Origin of the sequence: Varunaivibrio sulfuroxidans (genome assembly GCF_029318635.1) — a bacterium.
Lineage (GTDB): Bacteria > Pseudomonadota > Alphaproteobacteria > Rhodospirillales > Magnetovibrionaceae > Varunaivibrio > Varunaivibrio sulfuroxidans.
In genome coordinates this window covers 1,489,887-1,504,025 of record NZ_CP119676.1, presented here as the reverse complement: position 1 = coordinate 1,504,025, position 14,139 = coordinate 1,489,887, and the positions used below count along the sequence as shown (strand labels likewise).

Here is a 14,139-nt window from a genome sequence, read left to right as displayed (position 1 = left end):
CCTATTCTCCTAGGAGGTTTTTTTTCTGAGCGCTCGCCATCAGGCCGATCACGCCGCGCGGGCTGGTGTGGATCAGTCCCATCCGTCCCCGGCGGGCGCGTTCGATTACATTTAATCGGCGTTGTTGTTTGGTGGCGGAATTCGCGGCGGCGGGATCGGGGGCCACAGGCGGTGGCGGTGGCGGTGGCGGTGGGGCAGATAAAAATCCTCCCATGGCGATGCTCCTTCTCTCGTTTTTCTTGGCGTTCTCGGCATAAAAAAGGCCGCCGAGGGTATCGGCGGCCTCGGGACGCAGTTGTCCCGTTCGTTAATGTGATTTATAGCCTATTAATTTTCAAAAGTAAAGGATTTTATTCTTAATAAGTATTTTTTTGTGTCCGCGCGCCCCGAATGTGGCGATACAAGGCCCACGGGGTCCATACCCATCGGTGGTGAATGCCTAAGACTCTTTTTACCGCTTCGACACAGGTATACGGTCTCCAGGGGGCGGCGGTGGGCGGCGCCGCGATGACGGCATAAGGGACGACGCGAAAGCCATGGCGGCGATAAGCGTTTGCCAGATCCCCCGCCTCGCGACGTTCCAGCCAGGCCAATTCGGTCTGATGAGACAAGGGGTTGACCACCACCCATCCGCCAGCCCGTTCAACCAGAACGAAACAGTGGCGGAACCCAGGCTTGAGCATTCGCAACCAGGGCAACGCGGTGTCGCCACCGAACACGACCAGGGCGCGACCGCCGAAGGGGGGGGCGGTCATAGATTCGTCGCAACTTTTTCCGAGCCCCGGTTTCACCCCACAATTCCCTTTTCTTTCAAAATGATGGATAAATGATTCATGGCGTCACGCCAGAGCGTCAAGGAAACGGTCTCGCAAGCCACCCGATAATCTGGCGGGCGGTCTTCCATCCCAAATTTCGCGAGAACCTTAAGGTGATCGCGACGCACCACACGACGGCGATACAGCGTCATCACCGCGCAATAAATATCGTCGGGTTCGCATGGGCGCGCCATTACCGCGGAGCGGCATAACCGCGCCCCGTCCCGTCGCGCCTTCTGGGCGCGAACGAACCACATCCAGGCTTCCTCGGCGCTGGCGAACGGCGTTATGGTACGGGCGTCACCGCGCGCCGGCGTAAAACGTTTTTTTCTCATACCCCCCCCTTTTTTTGAGAACAAAACAAGAACATCTTATGTGTGCATGATAACGGCGCTGGGATCAAGAAAATTGTGTGTATATTTTCCTAGTGCAGTGGGCGCATTTTCATAAGATAATGTTCCCATGCTTAATCATGCGCACATTTGGGACGCTATCGACCGTCTCGCCCGCGACCACGGTTTTTCGCCGTCCGGGCTGGCGCGCAAGTCCGGCCTCGACCCGACCACCTTCAACAAGTCGAAGCGTGTCACCCGCGAGGGAAAGTTACGCTGGCCGAGTACGGAAAGCATCGCTAAGATTTTGGGCGCGACAGGGGCCAGCCTCGGCGATTTTCTCGCCTACATCGAAGGCGGCGCCCGTGAGGGCGAGCGCCCTATCCCAATCCTCGGCATGGCCCAGGCGGGATCCAAGGGCTACTTCGACGACGCCGGCTATCCGGTGGGTACGGGGTGGGATGAGGTGCCGACGCCGTTCGTCACCGACGAACATGCCTACGCCCTGGAAATTTCCGGCGACAGCATGAACCCGGTGTATCGTGACGGCGACATTGTGATCGTTTCACCCTCGTCGGGCATCCGCCGGGGTGATCGCGTCGTTCTGCGCACCAAGGACGGCGAGGTGATGGCTAAACAACTGCGCCGTAAAACCGCCAACCGCATCGAACTGCAATCGCTCAATCCCGATTACGAAGACCGTACCTTGGAGATGTCCCAGGTCGATTGGATCGCCCGTATCATTTGGGCTCAGCAATAAGCGGAGCATGCATACGAGCTCGCGGAAACCAAACGCGACCATAAAAATTCAGACCGCGCCGAGCAGGTAGCTTTGCAAATAGGACGGGTTCCTTGGTGGCTTAAGGGCTGCATCGTACGCCAAGTTCGAGGGGGTGACGCATGCCGGTTAATTTGGCGAGGAGGAATTCAGGGTGTCGATCAGCATGCCAAGGTCGTCGAAGGCGTCTATCTTACCCTCGAAATAATTTTTGAGCAGAGCGCCATAGAGACAGGTGTGGGAGATATATCGTCGTAAGACGTAACGCCAACCCGGGAAAATAAACAGCGGAACCGCATTCCCTAAGTGCATAAGATAAAACGGTTTTCTCCCCTTCGCAAGGGGATGGATGGGGTTGTCTTACGTTGGCGGGAGGGGCGGTTCGAGGGCGGAAAAGCCAAAACAGTTGCACTGCGGGTAGCAAAATCTGCCAAATACCGGCTATTCAAAAAACTCTTCGTCCACCTTTTTCAGGTGCAATGTTTCCTCGTCTCGGCAGCCGACGTTATATTGAAACATCAGTTTTGCGAGTTGTTGACCATCGATCAACACGATGCGCATGCCAAGGTCTTTGGCGGTCTGTCTGGCCGAAGGGCTAAAGTCCGAGGTCGTAAGGTAATGCCCCCGAAAAAGTCGCGGATGTCACCCGCCCCGATATTGTTTCCCTCAGCATACCGTTTGGCCTGAACGTAAATCTGATCGACGCCCAACGGGTCTTGATCGACAACGCCGTCGACGCCGTTGTCCCCCGATTGTCCCAACGCCCGCGCGGCGTCTTCGGACGTGCCGCCGTACCCCATGGCAAGCAGGAGGTTGACGATCAAATGTTCAAAAAATTGCGGGGACGCCTCCCGGACACGATCCAACAGATCGGACGCCAGTGAAACGTTGATTTTGCGGTGTGCCGCCCTCAAAACCTCGTCCGGGGTGGCGTCGGACTGGTCGTCCCCATCGGTCGGCGCGTCGTCTTCGTCATCGGAATCGTCCGGCGCGTCGGTTTTGGGGTCTTCATCGGGCGTTGCTTCGCCTTCGGCTTCTTCGGGTGCAGCATCTTCGCTGTCCGCCAGAAGTCCGGCGAGTTTATCGGCGGCCTGAGAAACGCTCAGATCGCCGTCGTTCTCGCCAGTCCCATCGGGGGTGTTGGCTTCGTCTTCCATGAAAATAAACTCCATCTAAGGGAAGGTGGGCGTCTCGCGACGCTCGGTCTAAGGGAAGGTGGGCGTCTCGCGACGCTCGGTATCGGCGTCAAAAGAACGGGCGTTTGCCGCTCTTTAAATCGCCAAGCTCTTTACGCGACAGTTTTCCCATCTCGATTTGAATTTTAAGATGCCCCGCGACATTGCGCACGACCTTGATCGCCTCGACAAGGCGATAACGGCCCAGATCGTCGCCCGGCTCGCAGGCCATCAACTGTTCGCCGTATTCGGCCTCGATGGCGGTGAAATAATCCCGGACGTCGGCCATGATCCGCCGCGCGGTGTCGGCGCGGTCGATCGCATCGTTAAGCCGGGTCTCGTCCATCGCGGGTGTTCCTCTTATGTTCCTGAATTTCGCGCCTTGGTTTTAAGATCGCCCTGGGATAGCATTGCCGTCATGAAATACATCATCCCCCTGCTGATCGTCCTTTCCGGCTGCGCCACGCAGGCGCAAAAGCCGACCGTGTATAGTAAGAATACATTTGCCATAGGAAAAATTTATTTTAAGTGCATAAAGGCGAATTTAAACCCGTCACACAAAAACGAGGAAATGGTCGTCACAATCGATTATGCGATAAGCCAATGCCAAAGTTCCGAAGCGATGTTGGCGCTGTCACTCATGAAGGACGCTAAAAATAAGGATCCCAATGCCGGACTATCCGCGGCGAGAATGGTGGGTCGTTTTTTGGGTACGTACGCACTAACAAAAAATCAATAAAGTCCACCCAGTCCCCCACTATAATTGTCGAATCCTCCGCGTGAACTGGGGGAGGCGGGCGGACCGGCGTGACCCTAACTTGGGTCGGGTGGGCGCGGCGGGTTTGCCATTTTGCGGGCGCGGCGCAGGACGTCTTTCAAGGCGAGGTCGGAGATACCGATTTTTTGAAGGTGGCGGCAGGTATTCTCGACGTATTCGAGGCTGCTGCCCATTTGGCCGTGGCCTTGGGCGATGTAGCATGCCGCCTGATCGGGCGTTAATTTTCCGGCGTATTGTTCGTGGTCGTGGCGCGCGACGAAGGTATAGGCGCGCACGGCGCGTCCATCGTCAAGGCGAACCCTGAAAACTTTCGGGCAGTAGACCTTGGTGACTTGTTCGCGTTCGTCCAGGTAGGCTAGGGTTTGCGCGATCTGTGCGGGGGCGATGCGAAAGGCGATGCCACGCGCCGAACCGCCCCGGTCCAGCCCCATCACTAATCCCGGATGTTCCGGCGTCCCGCGATAGACGGTGGAGCGGACGCACAGGCAACGATGATAGCCGTAAAGCCAGGCCGGCTGTCTCTCCTCGAAATCGAAGCCGGGTCGCCACATCAAGGAGCCGTATCCGAAAACCCAGAAGTTCCGGGAGGTGGGGAGGTGTCTGTCCATGGTTCCCTTAAGCAATGTCGAAAGGAAAAGAATGTACCGCGCGCGCGCAGATGCTACCCTCTCGCGCGGCGACGGACAATGTCTTATCCGCGCCCGACGCCGTCCCCGGGAACCGATCCGCGCGTATGGAGAACCATGGCTTATCGCAATACTCGACATGACGGAAACGACGCGCCTCATCTTCGGGCGTTGAACTACAGGCCGCCTCGCACGCTGCGGATCATCCGCGTCGGGCTGGGGACGATTATCGCGGGCGCGGTGATCGTCCTGGCGTGGACCGGATTTTGGTTCGTGATGGCGTTCCAGTTGCGCGGCGACTTCGAGACCTGGGTCGCGCACCAACGCGCCAAGGCCGTTGTCGTCGGGTTTCGGCGCTTCGAGATCGGCGGATACCCGTTTCACATTCGTCTGAACGTCATGGATCCCACCGTGAGCGATACGGGCGTCACCGTTCCGTGGGCCTGGTCGGGGGACGGGATCGTCGTCCAGGCGCGTCCCTGGCGCCCCGGACGCTTGAGCATTTTCGCATCGGGCAGACAACGGGTGACGGTGGGAACGGGACCCGATCGCGTGACCTATTCGGGCGGCGCTAGAGTCGCCGAAGTCCATGTCACTCTGGGCGCGAACGTTTCGACGGGATGGCCGCTTCGGGTGCGGGTGCGTATCTCGGAGTTACGCTTACTTTCGCCGACGCCGGGGCGTGGGGTGACGGTGGGGGATGTCTTTTTCGCCTATGACAACTTCGATATTCCCAAGAACCGACCCAAGGCGGTCGGCGCCCGGGCGGATATTTCGATTCACGATATGCGCGTTCCTCCTTTTCACGCCCTTCCTCTGGGCAATGAATTCCAGCATCTGAGCGCCCGATTTAGCGTCAAAGGCCGTCTGTTGGGTACGGACGGGAACGCCGCGGCGCTTACCCATTGGCGCGACGGGGGAGGCGCGATCGATCTTAAGGCGATTCATGTCGAGAACGGCCCTTTGAACGTTCAGGGGGCGGGGACCCTCGCGCTCGACGGAGACCTGCAACCCGTCGGATCGTTCACGGCCAAGATCGAGGGGCTTTTCGCGCTGCTCGATCAGTTGCGCGCCCGGGGCATGTTGCGCGATCGCGATGTGGTGACGGCGAAATTGGTGTTGGGGGCCTTGTTTCAGCGTCCCGCCAACGGCGCGCCGCCGGCGCTTAGTATGGCGATTACGGTGCGGAATCGGAAATTGTTTATCGGCCCCGTGCCGATCGCCGCGTTTCCGCGTATCGCGTGGCCCGGCTCGGCGCAACCTCCCGGCGCGCCGTCGCCGGAGGCCGGGCCGGGTGCGCCGTCGGGACGGTGATGCCCCGATCTTTGTCCCCCGATCTTTACCCCTCGATCTTTACCCCCCGATCTTTACCCGTTGTCGTCGGCGTCGGGAGTCTTAACGTCGATTTTGTCCTGACGGTAATCGATTACCCCGCGGCGAATTTCCCGGGTGCGGGTGAACAACTCCTGCAGGGTGTCCCCCTCGCCGCGGCGAATGGCCCGTTGCAGGGCGGTCAGGTCTTCGCTGAAACGCCCCAGAATATCGAGCACCGCGTCCTTGTTGTTCATGAAAATGTCGCGCCACATGACCGGGTCGGAGGCCGCGATACGGGTGAAATCGCGAAATCCGCTGGCGGAAAACTTGATCACTTCGCGTTTGGTGTCTTCTTCCAGGTCGGTCGCGGTGCCGACGATGGTGTAGGCGATCAAGTGGGGCAGATGCGAGGTGATGGCGAGGACCCGGTCGTGATGATCGGCGGCCATGATTTCGACCGTCGATCCGGCATTGCGCCAAAGCCGACCGACCCGGGCCACGGCGTCGGGGTCGGTATCTCGGGGCGGGGTCAGGATGACCCAATGGTTCTCGAACAACTCGGCGAAACCGGCCTCGGGACCGGAATGTTCGGTCCCGGCGATGGGATGGCCGGGGACGAAGGCGACTCCGTCCGGAAGATAGGGGGCGACATCGCGGATCACGGCGGATTTGACCGATCCCACGTCGGTGACGACGGCTCCCGGTTTCAGCGCCCCCGAGATCGCCTGGGCGATCGCCTTGTAGGCCCCGATCGGGGTGCAGATCACCACCAGGTCGGCGTTCTGGACGCAGGCGGCGGGGTCGGTGAACGCCGCGTCGGCCAATCCCAGACGCATCGCGGTGTCGAGCGTGGCTTGGCTGCGCGCGCAAACGCCGATGTGGGTGGCGGGGTCGGTGCGCCGGATGACGCGGGCCAGGGACGAGCCGATCAGGCCGATGCCGATAAAAGCGATACGCCCGAAAAGGGGTGACGTCATGACAAGGGAGTTCCGCTTCGTCTCAGGGGTTCATGAAATCGCCGAGGGCGGCGACGAAGGCGCGCATTTCATCTTCCCGGCCGATCGAAACGCGCAAATGCTCGCCCAGGCCATAGGCCCCCATCTTGCGCACGATGATGCCGCGGGATTTAAGGAACGCATCGGCGCGATCGGCGGTGTGTAGGCCTTCGGCGGCGAAGCGCGGTAAAATGAAATTGCCGACGCTGGGTGGCACGTCCAGGCCGAGGGCGCGCACCTCGGCGATGGTCCAATCGCGCCATTGGCTATTGTGGGCGGCGGCGCGATCGAAAAATTCGCGGTCTTCCAAGGCGGCTATTCCCGCCGCCTGGGCGAGACTGGAGACATTGAACGGCCCGCGTACGCGGTTGAGGATGTCTGCAATCGCCGTCGGCGCATAGCACCATCCCAGGCGTAGGCCGCCCAGGGCGAAGATTTTTGAAAACGTGCGTGTCATCACCACATTGTCGCTTCCCTCGACCAGATCGGCGCCGTCGCTGTAATCGGGGGCGTTGACGAATTCGGCGTAGGCGGCGTCGATGACCAGCAAGACATCCTCGCGCAGGTCGCGGCGCAGACGGCGAATTTCCTGACCCGACAGGTACGATCCGGTGGGGTTGTTGGGATTGGCGATGAATACGATCCGGGTTTGGGCGCTGACCTTTTCCAGCAACAGGTCGATGTCGGCGCGCAAATTGCTTTCGGCGGCCTTCACCGGGCGCGCCCCCGCCGCCAGGGCAGCGATCGGGTACATTAAGAAGCCATGCTCGGTGTACAGCACCTCGTCGCCCGCTCCGGCGTAGGAATAGGTCAATAAGCTGATCAACTCGTCCGACCCGGCCCCGCAGACGATGCGTGCCGGGTCCAGCGCGAAGCGCGCGCCGATGGCTTCGCGCAAGGCGATCGCGCCTCCGTCCGGGTAGCGGTGCATGGCGGCGGCGGCGTCCCGCACGGCTTCGACCGCCTTGGGGCTGGGGCCCAGCGCGCCTTCGTTGGACGACAGCTTGATGATCCGCCGGGCGCTGTCGAGGGAGGACGTTCCGCCGACATAAGGCGCGATTTCGAGAATGCCGGTCCGCGCAGTGGGGGCGCTCATGATGGGGTGTCCAGTTCATCGGGGCTTAGGCATGTGGAATATCCGCCCAGCGACAAAAGGCGTTTCACTTCGTCGCCAAAGGCGTCGCGAACGTTGGATAGACGGGGGTCTTTGGCTGAAATAAACCCTTCCAGTTCGACCAGATACAGCCACGGCGTGGGGCGGCTGGGATCATTCCAGTCGGCGCCGAAATGGAGCGTAAAGCCGTTTTCCTTGAGGGCCGTTTGCAAGCGCGACAACGTGATGTCGCTGTCGGTTTCAAAAGCGAGATACGTGCGATCGCGCCCGGTCGGCTCAAGCCCTACGGGGCAGATGACCAGGGCTTCCATGTTGCCCGAGCGAGCATTGCCGGGGCCGGCGAAGGGGAGCCTGGCGATGATTTTGGGCACCTCGTCGCCCTCGGCGACCAGTCGCCACCACCATGGGTCGGCATCCTGACGGGTCGGCGCCGGAAGAACGCCGACGGTGGCGGTTTGCGCGCGCACCACCTCGATAAGGTGGCGCGCCGAGGTGTGCGGCGTCATCGGGGTGTAACTGCCGAATTGATCGCGCGCCATGTCCCAGTAGCCGCAGTCCTCGCCGGTCATATACACGGCGACGGAAAAGGGACCTTCAAAACTGAGCGTGGCGACAATCAATTCGCGCCAAATGCGAAAAAGCTCGCGTTTGGGGAAGGGGCCCTTGTGGCGCTCAAGGAGGCGATAAATGATTTCCGCCTCGCGCGCCGGGCGAATTTTGATCCGCACGTCGTGCTTAACGGCGCGGACTTTTTCCACCACTTGGGTGCGGCGCATCAAAAGGTCGTGAATTTGCACGTCGATCGCATCGATTTCGCGGCGCAGGGGCTCAAGGGATTTTTCGATGCTCATCATTATTCTTTCTGTAGCTATAAAATGCGGAATGTCTTCGCCGATCGGGGCCTTAGTGATAATAACTTGTGGGCGTAAAATCAAAGAAAACATTGACACCCGCGCCCTCGATTCATAGCAATGAGCCAAGCGATCTTCCTGGAAATGGTTCGGAGAATTGTACGGGAAAACGCTTGCGTCCGCGTCCGTGGCGTAACGGGGATACCCATCCGGGCAGCGTCAAGGAGACAATATGCCGACCCACGATACGAATGCCGCCGGGAAGTCGCAGGATCTGCCGGGCCACCATGTTCACTTTGGGCGAGAGGCCCCGCTTCGGTTGGATTGCGGGGTTGATCTTGTTGATTTTACCGTGGCCTATCAAACCTATGGGACGCTGAACGCCGATAAATCCAACGCCATCGTCGTCTGTCATGCCCTGACCAGTGACCAATTCGTCGCCGAGCCCCATCCCTTGACCTCGAAACCGGGATGGTGGCGGCTGATGGTGGGGCCGGGGTTGCCGATCGACACCGACCGCTATTTCGTCATTTGCTCGAATATTCTAGGTGGGTGCATCGGGACCACCGGGCCGCAGGACGTCAATCCTGTGACGGGCAAGCCCTGGGGCCTGGATTTTCCGGTGATCACGATCGCCGACATGGTGCGCGCGCAGGCGATGTTGGTCGATCATTTGGGCATCGACAAGCTGTTCGCGGTGATCGGCGGGTCGATGGGCGGGATGCAGGTGCTCGAATGGGCGGCGCTGTTCCCCGAACGGATGTGCGCCGCCCTGCCGATCGCCACGGCGCCGCGCCATTCGGCGCAAAACATCGCCTTTCACGAAGTCGGTCGCCAGGCGATCATGGCCGACCCCGATTGGCACGGCGGGGATTACCAAAGTCACGACGCCCGGCCCTATCGAGGATTGGCGGTGGCGCGCATGGCGGCGCACATCACGTATCTGTCGGAACAGGCGCTGACGCGCAAGTTCGGCCGCGAATTGCAGGACCGCGACGAGGTGTCCTGGGGGTTTGACGCCGATTTTCAGGTCGAAAGTTATCTTCGCCACCAGGGCATTACCTTCGTCGATCGGTTCGACGCCAATTCGTACCTGTATATTACCCGGGCGATGGATTATTTCGATCTGTCGAAGCGCTATGGCGGCGTGCTCGCCAACGCCTTCAAGGGCACTTCGGTGCGTTTCTGCGTGGTGTCGTTCAGCAGCGATTGGCTGTATCCGACACGGGAAAGCCGGGCTATCGTGCACGCCCTGAACGCCGCCGGGGCCAACGTCAGCTTCGTCGAAATCAGCTCGGACAAAGGCCATGACGCCTTCATGCTCGACGAGCCGGATTTTCACCGCGTGGTCGCCGGGTTCTTGCGAGGGTGCGCGGAATATCACGGTCTTAATCGGAATTTAGGGAACGGCGCATGAACTCGGAAAGTCGTAAGTCGATTCGCGTCGATCTGCAAATCATCGCCGACATGATCGAAACGGGCAGTCGGGTGCTCGACGTCGGCTGTGAGCACGGCGCGCTTTTGGATTACTTGCGGCGCTTCAAACGGGTCGATGGGCGCGGCATTGAACTGTCCACGGAAGGGGTCAAGGAAAGCGTCTCCCACGGCCTGTCGGTGGTCCAGGGCGACGCCGACACCGATTTAAAGGATTATCCCGACGACGCCTTCGATTACGTCGTCCTCAGCCAGACTCTGCAGGCGATGCGCGAACCGAAGGCCGTGCTTGGGCATATGATGCGGATCGGGCGCAGTGCGATCGTCTCGTTTCCCAATTTCGCCCATTGGCGGGTGCGTCTACAATTGGGGTTTCGTGGGCGCATGCCGGTCAGCCAAAGCATGCCCCATCAATGGTACGAAACGCCGAATATCCACTTTTGTACGATTCGCGACTTTATCGTCCTGTGCGCCGAAATGGGATACACCATCGAGCAGAGCATCGCCCTGGACGGTAGCGGGGCGCAAAGGGGGATCGGGCGCTCGTTTTTTCTCGCCAATCTCCTCGGGGAGCAGGCGGTGTTTCTGCTCAAAAAATAACCCTCGGCGCCGCGTTGTTTCTTACCACCTACGGGGCTAACGGGCGTGGGGGATCGATCTTGGGTTGCCGCCGGGCACCGTCACCAGGGCGTGTCGCCGACGGGTTTCGGTTTCGAGTTGCCCGGCGTAAATCTCCTTGCTCGCCTCCATCGCCAGGACGCCGGAAAAAACATTGAAGAAACGCTGTCCGACCCCTTCGAAAACCCGCGCCGAGGACAACACCATGCGCGAGCGACTGGGGGGAACGAACAGCCCCGATCGGGTGCGGATCGGCGTGAACATGTTCTCGCGCAGGACTTGAGAGAGCTGCCGCGCCGAATAAGGCTGGCCGTGTCCGAACGGCGTGCGCTCCAGGCGCGCCCAGATGCCACGCCGGTTCGGCGTCACCACCAGTAATCGTCCGCCTTCGCCGAGGACGCGCCACGCCTCGCGCAGCAAGGGCCGGATCTGCTCGGAAAATTCAAGGGCGTGAATCAAAATCACCCGATCGACGCAAAGATCGGGCAGCGGCAAATCGGCCTCGTCGCACAGAACGGTCAAACCCGGACCGTCCGAGGGCCAGCGCACGACGCCTTGACGCGCCGGCATGGCGGCGATGACGCGCCCGGCCTCGCCACGGAAATAGCTCAGGTACGGCGTCGCGTAACCCAAGCCCAAAATCGCCTGGCCGGTGACGTCGGGCCATAGGGCGCGCAGATGCGCCCCGATCACCCGCCGTGCGACACGGCCCAGGGGTGAGGCGTAAAAATCCCTCAGATCAACGACATCAATCCACATGTTTCGAGTGTATCAGGAAGCGTCCTTCCCTCAAGAACGGATTGGCGTGGGTAAAGAATCTGGACGGTTTGTTCCCGACGTGTACTATTGCGTTTGTCGGTTTGTTTTCCGCTCTTGTCGAGATGCGCCATGCCCCTTGAGATTCATCAAATTCCGATCATGCGCGATAATTACGTGTATTTACTGCGTGACGGCGAGACCGGTCAGGTGGCGGTCGTCGATCCCGGCGAGGCGGGTCCGGTCGGTGAGGCGCTGGATCGTTTGGGTTGGACCTTGACGCATATTTTGATTACCCATCATCACCACGATCATACCGGCGGGGTCGGCGCGCTGAAGGCGCGAACGGGCTGTTCGGTGGTGGCGGCGAAGGCTGATTTGGGGCGCATCGACGCCGTTGATGTCGCTGTCGCCGACGGCGATCGGCTCGCCATCGGCGACAGCGTGGCCGATGTCCTGGCCGTGCCCGGCCACACCTTGGGGCATGTCGCCTACTGGTTCGCCGAGGATAAGGCGCTGTTTTGTGGCGATACGCTGTTTTCGCTGGGTTGTGGTCGCCTGTTCGAAGGCGACGCCCGCCAGATGTGGCGATCGTTGTGCGCGCTGCGCGCACTGGGCGATGACGCTCGGGTATTTTGCGCCCATGAATATACCAACGCCAACGCCGATTTCGCTCTGAGCGTCGATCCCGCGAACGCCGCCTTGAAGGCGCGCGCCGCCGATGTCCTGGCCCTGCGCGAGAAGGGCATGCCGACGGTGCCCGCGCCGATGGGCGCGGAACGGCGGTGCAATCCATTTTTGCGCGCCGACGCGGCGGATCTGCAGCGGGCGGTGGGCATGGTCGGGTGCGATCCCGCCGATGTCTTCGCCGAAATTCGCCGCCGCAAGGACAGTTTTTAGGTTTTAGACACATTAGGTTTTAGACACGTTGTGCATTGATGAAAGGCCCCTTATGAAACTGCGCTATTCTCCCACCTCGCCCTACGTTCGCAAAGTCATGGTGTGCGCCCACGAAATTGGTTTGGCCGACGATATTGACATTTTGCCGACCGCCGTTTGGGACCCGGCGAGTGATATCGGTAACGATAATCCCCTGGGCAAAGTTCCCGCGTTGCTGACCGAGGGGGACGAAAGATTGTACGATTCTCCGGTAATCTGCGAATATCTCGACAGTCTGCATGAAGGGATCAAGCTGTTCCCCCCCGAGGGCCGGGCGCGCTGGCACGCTCTGAAATTACAGGCCCTGGGCGATGGGATATTGGATGCGGCGGTGCTCCGACTGCTCGAATCCAAGCGCCCCCTCGGTGAACGTTCGAACGGTTGGATCGAACGGCAAAAAGCATTGATTGACCGTGGCCTCGACTGGTTGGAAGGCGAAGCCGAGAGGCTCGGCCAGCAGGCGACGATCGGAACGATCACGATTGGCGCCATGCTGGGCTATATCGATTTTCGTCTTGGTGACGATGACTGGCGTCAGAGCCGTCCGGCGCTGGCCGATTGGTACGAAATCTTCGCCGCGCGCGGGGCGATGCGCGCCACCGAACCGCGCGATCCGGTTTAGGCGGCGCCCGGCTCGCGCCTGCGGCATTTGCGCCGTAACGCAGGCACGCTACGTGCGGCGGAAGAACATTTCCCGCGAGGCCAGCGCCGCGCCGCCGACGATCATGACCCCGGCGACGGAGATACGCGTGCTGAGATCCCCTTTGCCCAGGACGATCAGCAGGGCGGTGGACATCAGCGGCGCCCCATAAGCCAGCGCCCCAAGAACGCGGATATCGCCGTGCTTGACGCCGTAATCCCAAACGAAAAAAGCCCCCCCCGCGGGGCCGAGGCCGAGGCCGATGATGGCCCCCCACTGGAGCGCGTCCTGCGGCCAGATGGTGGGTTCCCAGAAGATGTGACAAATCGTCGCCAGCGCCCCCGCCACGATCAGAAAAGGACCGACGGCGCTGGTCGGTACATGCGCGAAACGCCGATTGAGAACCGAATAGCCGGCCCAGGTGACGGCGGCGGCCAGCGCCGCGCCATATCCGAACCAGGCGCGGTTGTCGAGCGCTGCGCCGGTTTTTGCGCCGACGATCAAGACCGTGCCGCCGAGGCCGCACAGCGCGCCGGCGACATGCCACCAGCGCAGGCGCTCGCCGGGGAGTAGGGCGGAAAAAAGGACAATCAGTAGGGGCCAGAGATAGTTGATCAAGTTGGCTTCAAGGGCGGGGGCGGTTTTCAAGGCGAGAAACACCAAGAAGTGGTAGCCGAACAACCCCCCCACGCCCAGGACCCAAGCGCCCGGCGGGTGACGCATGTGCGCGCTTATGCGTTCACCCTTGGCGCGCGCGACCATCAGGGCGATGGTCCCGGCAAGAAAGAAAGACAGCGCCACCATTTGAAAAGGAGGCACCGCCCCGGAAAGTGCGGTCAGCGGGGCCAGGCTCGCCCAAATGACGATCGCCAACGCGCCGACGCCCGTCGCGCGCCGGGCGGCGGTTGCGCCGAGTGCGTTTGAAACTTCGCCGCCGGGTACGGGTGAGGAGGGTTCATTCATGGTGCATGGTT

At 60.8% G+C, this 14,139-nt stretch carries 18 protein-coding genes and 1 pseudogene; 7 read left to right on the top strand and 12 right to left on the bottom strand.

The genetic code is table 11. From position 1 onward, the window contains the following. Window position 1 precedes the first annotated feature (1 nt). The 3 genes from P3M64_RS07120 to P3M64_RS07110 form a co-directional block, all read right to left on the bottom strand. On the bottom strand, window positions 2–214 hold the full coding sequence (locus P3M64_RS07120) for a hypothetical protein (protein WP_132939403.1): 213 nt from the start codon (window positions 212–214) through the stop codon (window positions 2–4). Between the two features lie 142 nt (window positions 215–356). Then, window positions 357–755, bottom strand: coding sequence for a hypothetical protein (locus tag P3M64_RS07115; protein WP_132939404.1), 399 nt, complete (start codon window positions 753–755; stop codon window positions 357–359). 32 nt (window positions 756–787) lie between these two features. Next, complete coding sequence (locus P3M64_RS07110; RefSeq protein ID WP_132939405.1) at window positions 788–1,150, bottom strand: hypothetical protein; 363 nt, start codon at window positions 1,148–1,150, stop codon at window positions 788–790. Window positions 1,151–1,277: 127 nt separating this feature from the next. Here P3M64_RS07110 and P3M64_RS07105 point away from each other — a divergent pair, with 127 nt between their 5' ends. Next, window positions 1,278–1,907, top strand: a complete 630-nt coding sequence (locus tag P3M64_RS07105) for a S24 family peptidase (protein ID WP_132939406.1) — start codon at window positions 1,278–1,280, stop codon at window positions 1,905–1,907. Window positions 1,908–2,054: 147 nt separating this feature from the next. On the opposite strand, the gene P3M64_RS07100 is transcribed toward P3M64_RS07105, so the two are convergent. The 3 genes and pseudogenes from P3M64_RS07100 to P3M64_RS07090 all read right to left on the bottom strand — a co-directional run bounded on the left by P3M64_RS07100 (window position 2,055) and on the right by P3M64_RS07090 (window position 3,446). Continuing rightward, the gene (locus P3M64_RS07100) at window positions 2,055–2,237 is read right to left on the bottom strand and encodes a hypothetical protein (protein WP_132939407.1); all 183 of its coding nucleotides are present in this window, start codon (window positions 2,235–2,237) and stop codon (window positions 2,055–2,057) included. Between the two features lie 129 nt (window positions 2,238–2,366). Then, a pseudogene (locus P3M64_RS07095) lies at window positions 2,367–2,725 on the bottom strand (restriction endonuclease). 445 nt (window positions 2,726–3,170) lie between these two features. Further along, window positions 3,171–3,446, bottom strand: a complete 276-nt coding sequence (locus P3M64_RS07090; RefSeq protein WP_132939408.1) for a hypothetical protein — start codon at window positions 3,444–3,446, stop codon at window positions 3,171–3,173. Between the two features lie 72 nt (window positions 3,447–3,518). On the opposite strand from P3M64_RS07090, the gene P3M64_RS07085 reads away from it, so the two are divergent. Further along, window positions 3,519–3,839, top strand: a complete 321-nt coding sequence (locus P3M64_RS07085; protein ID WP_132939409.1) for a hypothetical protein — start codon at window positions 3,519–3,521, stop codon at window positions 3,837–3,839. Between the two features lie 74 nt (window positions 3,840–3,913). Here the strand turns inward: P3M64_RS07085 and P3M64_RS07080 are convergent, their stop codons facing one another. Then, window positions 3,914–4,486: a gamma-glutamylcyclotransferase gene (locus P3M64_RS07080; protein WP_132939410.1), complete on the bottom strand. Its 573-nt coding sequence runs from the start codon at window positions 4,484–4,486 to the stop codon at window positions 3,914–3,916. Between the two features lie 135 nt (window positions 4,487–4,621). Here P3M64_RS07080 and P3M64_RS07075 point away from each other — a divergent pair, with 135 nt between their 5' ends. Then, complete coding sequence (locus P3M64_RS07075) at window positions 4,622–5,818, top strand: DUF2125 domain-containing protein (RefSeq protein ID WP_165886343.1); 1,197 nt, start codon at window positions 4,622–4,624, stop codon at window positions 5,816–5,818. 53 nt (window positions 5,819–5,871) lie between these two features. On the opposite strand, the gene P3M64_RS07070 is transcribed toward P3M64_RS07075, so the two are convergent. Genes P3M64_RS07070 through P3M64_RS07060 form a run of 3 tightly spaced genes read right to left on the bottom strand, consistent with a single transcriptional unit; the run spans window position 5,872 to window position 8,781 of the window. Then, a complete protein-coding gene (locus P3M64_RS07070) occupies window positions 5,872–6,795 on the bottom strand; it encodes a prephenate/arogenate dehydrogenase family protein (protein ID WP_132939412.1) in 924 nt (307 codons plus the stop codon). Window positions 6,796–6,817: 22 nt separating this feature from the next. After that, the gene (gene hisC, locus P3M64_RS07065) at window positions 6,818–7,909 is read right to left on the bottom strand and encodes a histidinol-phosphate transaminase (protein ID WP_132939413.1); all 1,092 of its coding nucleotides are present in this window, start codon (window positions 7,907–7,909) and stop codon (window positions 6,818–6,820) included. Further along, the gene (locus P3M64_RS07060) at window positions 7,906–8,781 is read right to left on the bottom strand and encodes a chorismate mutase (RefSeq protein WP_165886344.1); all 876 of its coding nucleotides are present in this window, start codon (window positions 8,779–8,781) and stop codon (window positions 7,906–7,908) included. The genes hisC and P3M64_RS07060 overlap by 4 nt, the downstream gene beginning before the upstream one ends. Window positions 8,782–9,010: 229 nt before the next feature. On the opposite strand from P3M64_RS07060, the gene metX reads away from it, so the two are divergent. Both metX and metW read left to right on the top strand, forming a co-directional pair. Then, window positions 9,011–10,195, top strand: coding sequence for a homoserine O-acetyltransferase MetX (gene metX, locus P3M64_RS07055; protein WP_132939415.1), 1,185 nt, complete (start codon window positions 9,011–9,013; stop codon window positions 10,193–10,195). Further along, a complete protein-coding gene (gene metW / locus P3M64_RS07050; RefSeq protein ID WP_132939416.1) occupies window positions 10,192–10,812 on the top strand; it encodes a methionine biosynthesis protein MetW in 621 nt (206 codons plus the stop codon). The genes metX and metW overlap by 4 nt, the downstream gene beginning before the upstream one ends. Before the next feature lie 36 nt (window positions 10,813–10,848). Here the strand turns inward: metW and P3M64_RS07045 are convergent, their stop codons facing one another. Next, window positions 10,849–11,589: a class I SAM-dependent methyltransferase gene (locus P3M64_RS07045; RefSeq protein ID WP_132939417.1), complete on the bottom strand. Its 741-nt coding sequence runs from the start codon at window positions 11,587–11,589 to the stop codon at window positions 10,849–10,851. 129 nt (window positions 11,590–11,718) lie between these two features. On the opposite strand from P3M64_RS07045, the gene gloB reads away from it, so the two are divergent. Both gloB and P3M64_RS07035 read left to right on the top strand, forming a co-directional pair. After that, window positions 11,719–12,486 carry a hydroxyacylglutathione hydrolase gene (gloB, locus tag P3M64_RS07040; RefSeq protein WP_132939418.1) on the top strand — a complete coding sequence of 256 codons (768 nt, stop codon included), beginning with the start codon at window positions 11,719–11,721 and terminating at the stop codon, window positions 12,484–12,486. A gap of 52 nt (window positions 12,487–12,538) precedes the next feature. After that, the gene (locus P3M64_RS07035; RefSeq protein WP_132939419.1) at window positions 12,539–13,147 is read left to right on the top strand and encodes a glutathione S-transferase N-terminal domain-containing protein; all 609 of its coding nucleotides are present in this window, start codon (window positions 12,539–12,541) and stop codon (window positions 13,145–13,147) included. Between the two features lie 48 nt (window positions 13,148–13,195). On the opposite strand, the gene yddG is transcribed toward P3M64_RS07035, so the two are convergent. Continuing rightward, window positions 13,196–14,128 carry an aromatic amino acid exporter YddG gene (gene yddG, locus P3M64_RS07030; RefSeq protein ID WP_132939420.1) on the bottom strand — a complete coding sequence of 311 codons (933 nt, stop codon included), beginning with the start codon at window positions 14,126–14,128 and terminating at the stop codon, window positions 13,196–13,198. Window positions 14,129–14,139: the final 11 nt, after the last annotated feature.

Excerpts from the sequence above, each read along its gene's own strand:
- P3M64_RS07110 (WP_132939405.1), bottom strand. The coding sequence starts at position 1,150 with ATGAGAAAAAAACGTTTTACGCCGGCGCGCGGTGACGCCCGTACCATA.
- P3M64_RS07105 (WP_132939406.1), top strand. The coding sequence starts at position 1,278 with ATGCTTAATCATGCGCACATTTGGGACGCTATCGACCGTCTCGCCCGC.
- P3M64_RS07090 (WP_132939408.1), bottom strand. The coding sequence starts at position 3,446 with ATGGACGAGACCCGGCTTAACGATGCGATCGACCGCGCCGACACCGCG.
- yddG (WP_132939420.1), bottom strand. The coding sequence starts at position 14,128 with ATGAATGAACCCTCCTCACCCGTACCCGGCGGCGAAGTTTCAAACGCA.
- P3M64_RS07080 (WP_132939410.1), bottom strand. The coding sequence starts at position 4,486 with ATGGACAGACACCTCCCCACCTCCCGGAACTTCTGGGTTTTCGGATAC.
- metX (WP_132939415.1), top strand. The coding sequence starts at position 9,011 with ATGCCGACCCACGATACGAATGCCGCCGGGAAGTCGCAGGATCTGCCG.
- P3M64_RS07070 (WP_132939412.1), bottom strand. The coding sequence starts at position 6,795 with ATGACGTCACCCCTTTTCGGGCGTATCGCTTTTATCGGCATCGGCCTG.
- P3M64_RS07060 (WP_165886344.1), bottom strand. The coding sequence starts at position 8,781 with ATGATGAGCATCGAAAAATCCCTTGAGCCCCTGCGCCGCGAAATCGAT.
- P3M64_RS07100 (WP_132939407.1), bottom strand. The coding sequence starts at position 2,237 with ATGCACTTAGGGAATGCGGTTCCGCTGTTTATTTTCCCGGGTTGGCGT.
- P3M64_RS07085 (WP_132939409.1), top strand. The coding sequence starts at position 3,519 with ATGAAATACATCATCCCCCTGCTGATCGTCCTTTCCGGCTGCGCCACG.
- P3M64_RS07035 (WP_132939419.1), top strand. The coding sequence starts at position 12,539 with ATGAAACTGCGCTATTCTCCCACCTCGCCCTACGTTCGCAAAGTCATG.
- gloB (WP_132939418.1), top strand. The coding sequence starts at position 11,719 with ATGCCCCTTGAGATTCATCAAATTCCGATCATGCGCGATAATTACGTG.
- metW (WP_132939416.1), top strand. The coding sequence starts at position 10,192 with ATGAACTCGGAAAGTCGTAAGTCGATTCGCGTCGATCTGCAAATCATC.
- P3M64_RS07045 (WP_132939417.1), bottom strand. The coding sequence starts at position 11,589 with ATGTGGATTGATGTCGTTGATCTGAGGGATTTTTACGCCTCACCCCTG.
- P3M64_RS07115 (WP_132939404.1), bottom strand. The coding sequence starts at position 755 with ATGACCGCCCCCCCCTTCGGCGGTCGCGCCCTGGTCGTGTTCGGTGGC.
- P3M64_RS07075 (WP_165886343.1), top strand. The coding sequence starts at position 4,622 with ATGGCTTATCGCAATACTCGACATGACGGAAACGACGCGCCTCATCTT.
- hisC (WP_132939413.1), bottom strand. The coding sequence starts at position 7,909 with ATGAGCGCCCCCACTGCGCGGACCGGCATTCTCGAAATCGCGCCTTAT.
- P3M64_RS07120 (WP_132939403.1), bottom strand. The coding sequence starts at position 214 with ATGGGAGGATTTTTATCTGCCCCACCGCCACCGCCACCGCCACCGCCT.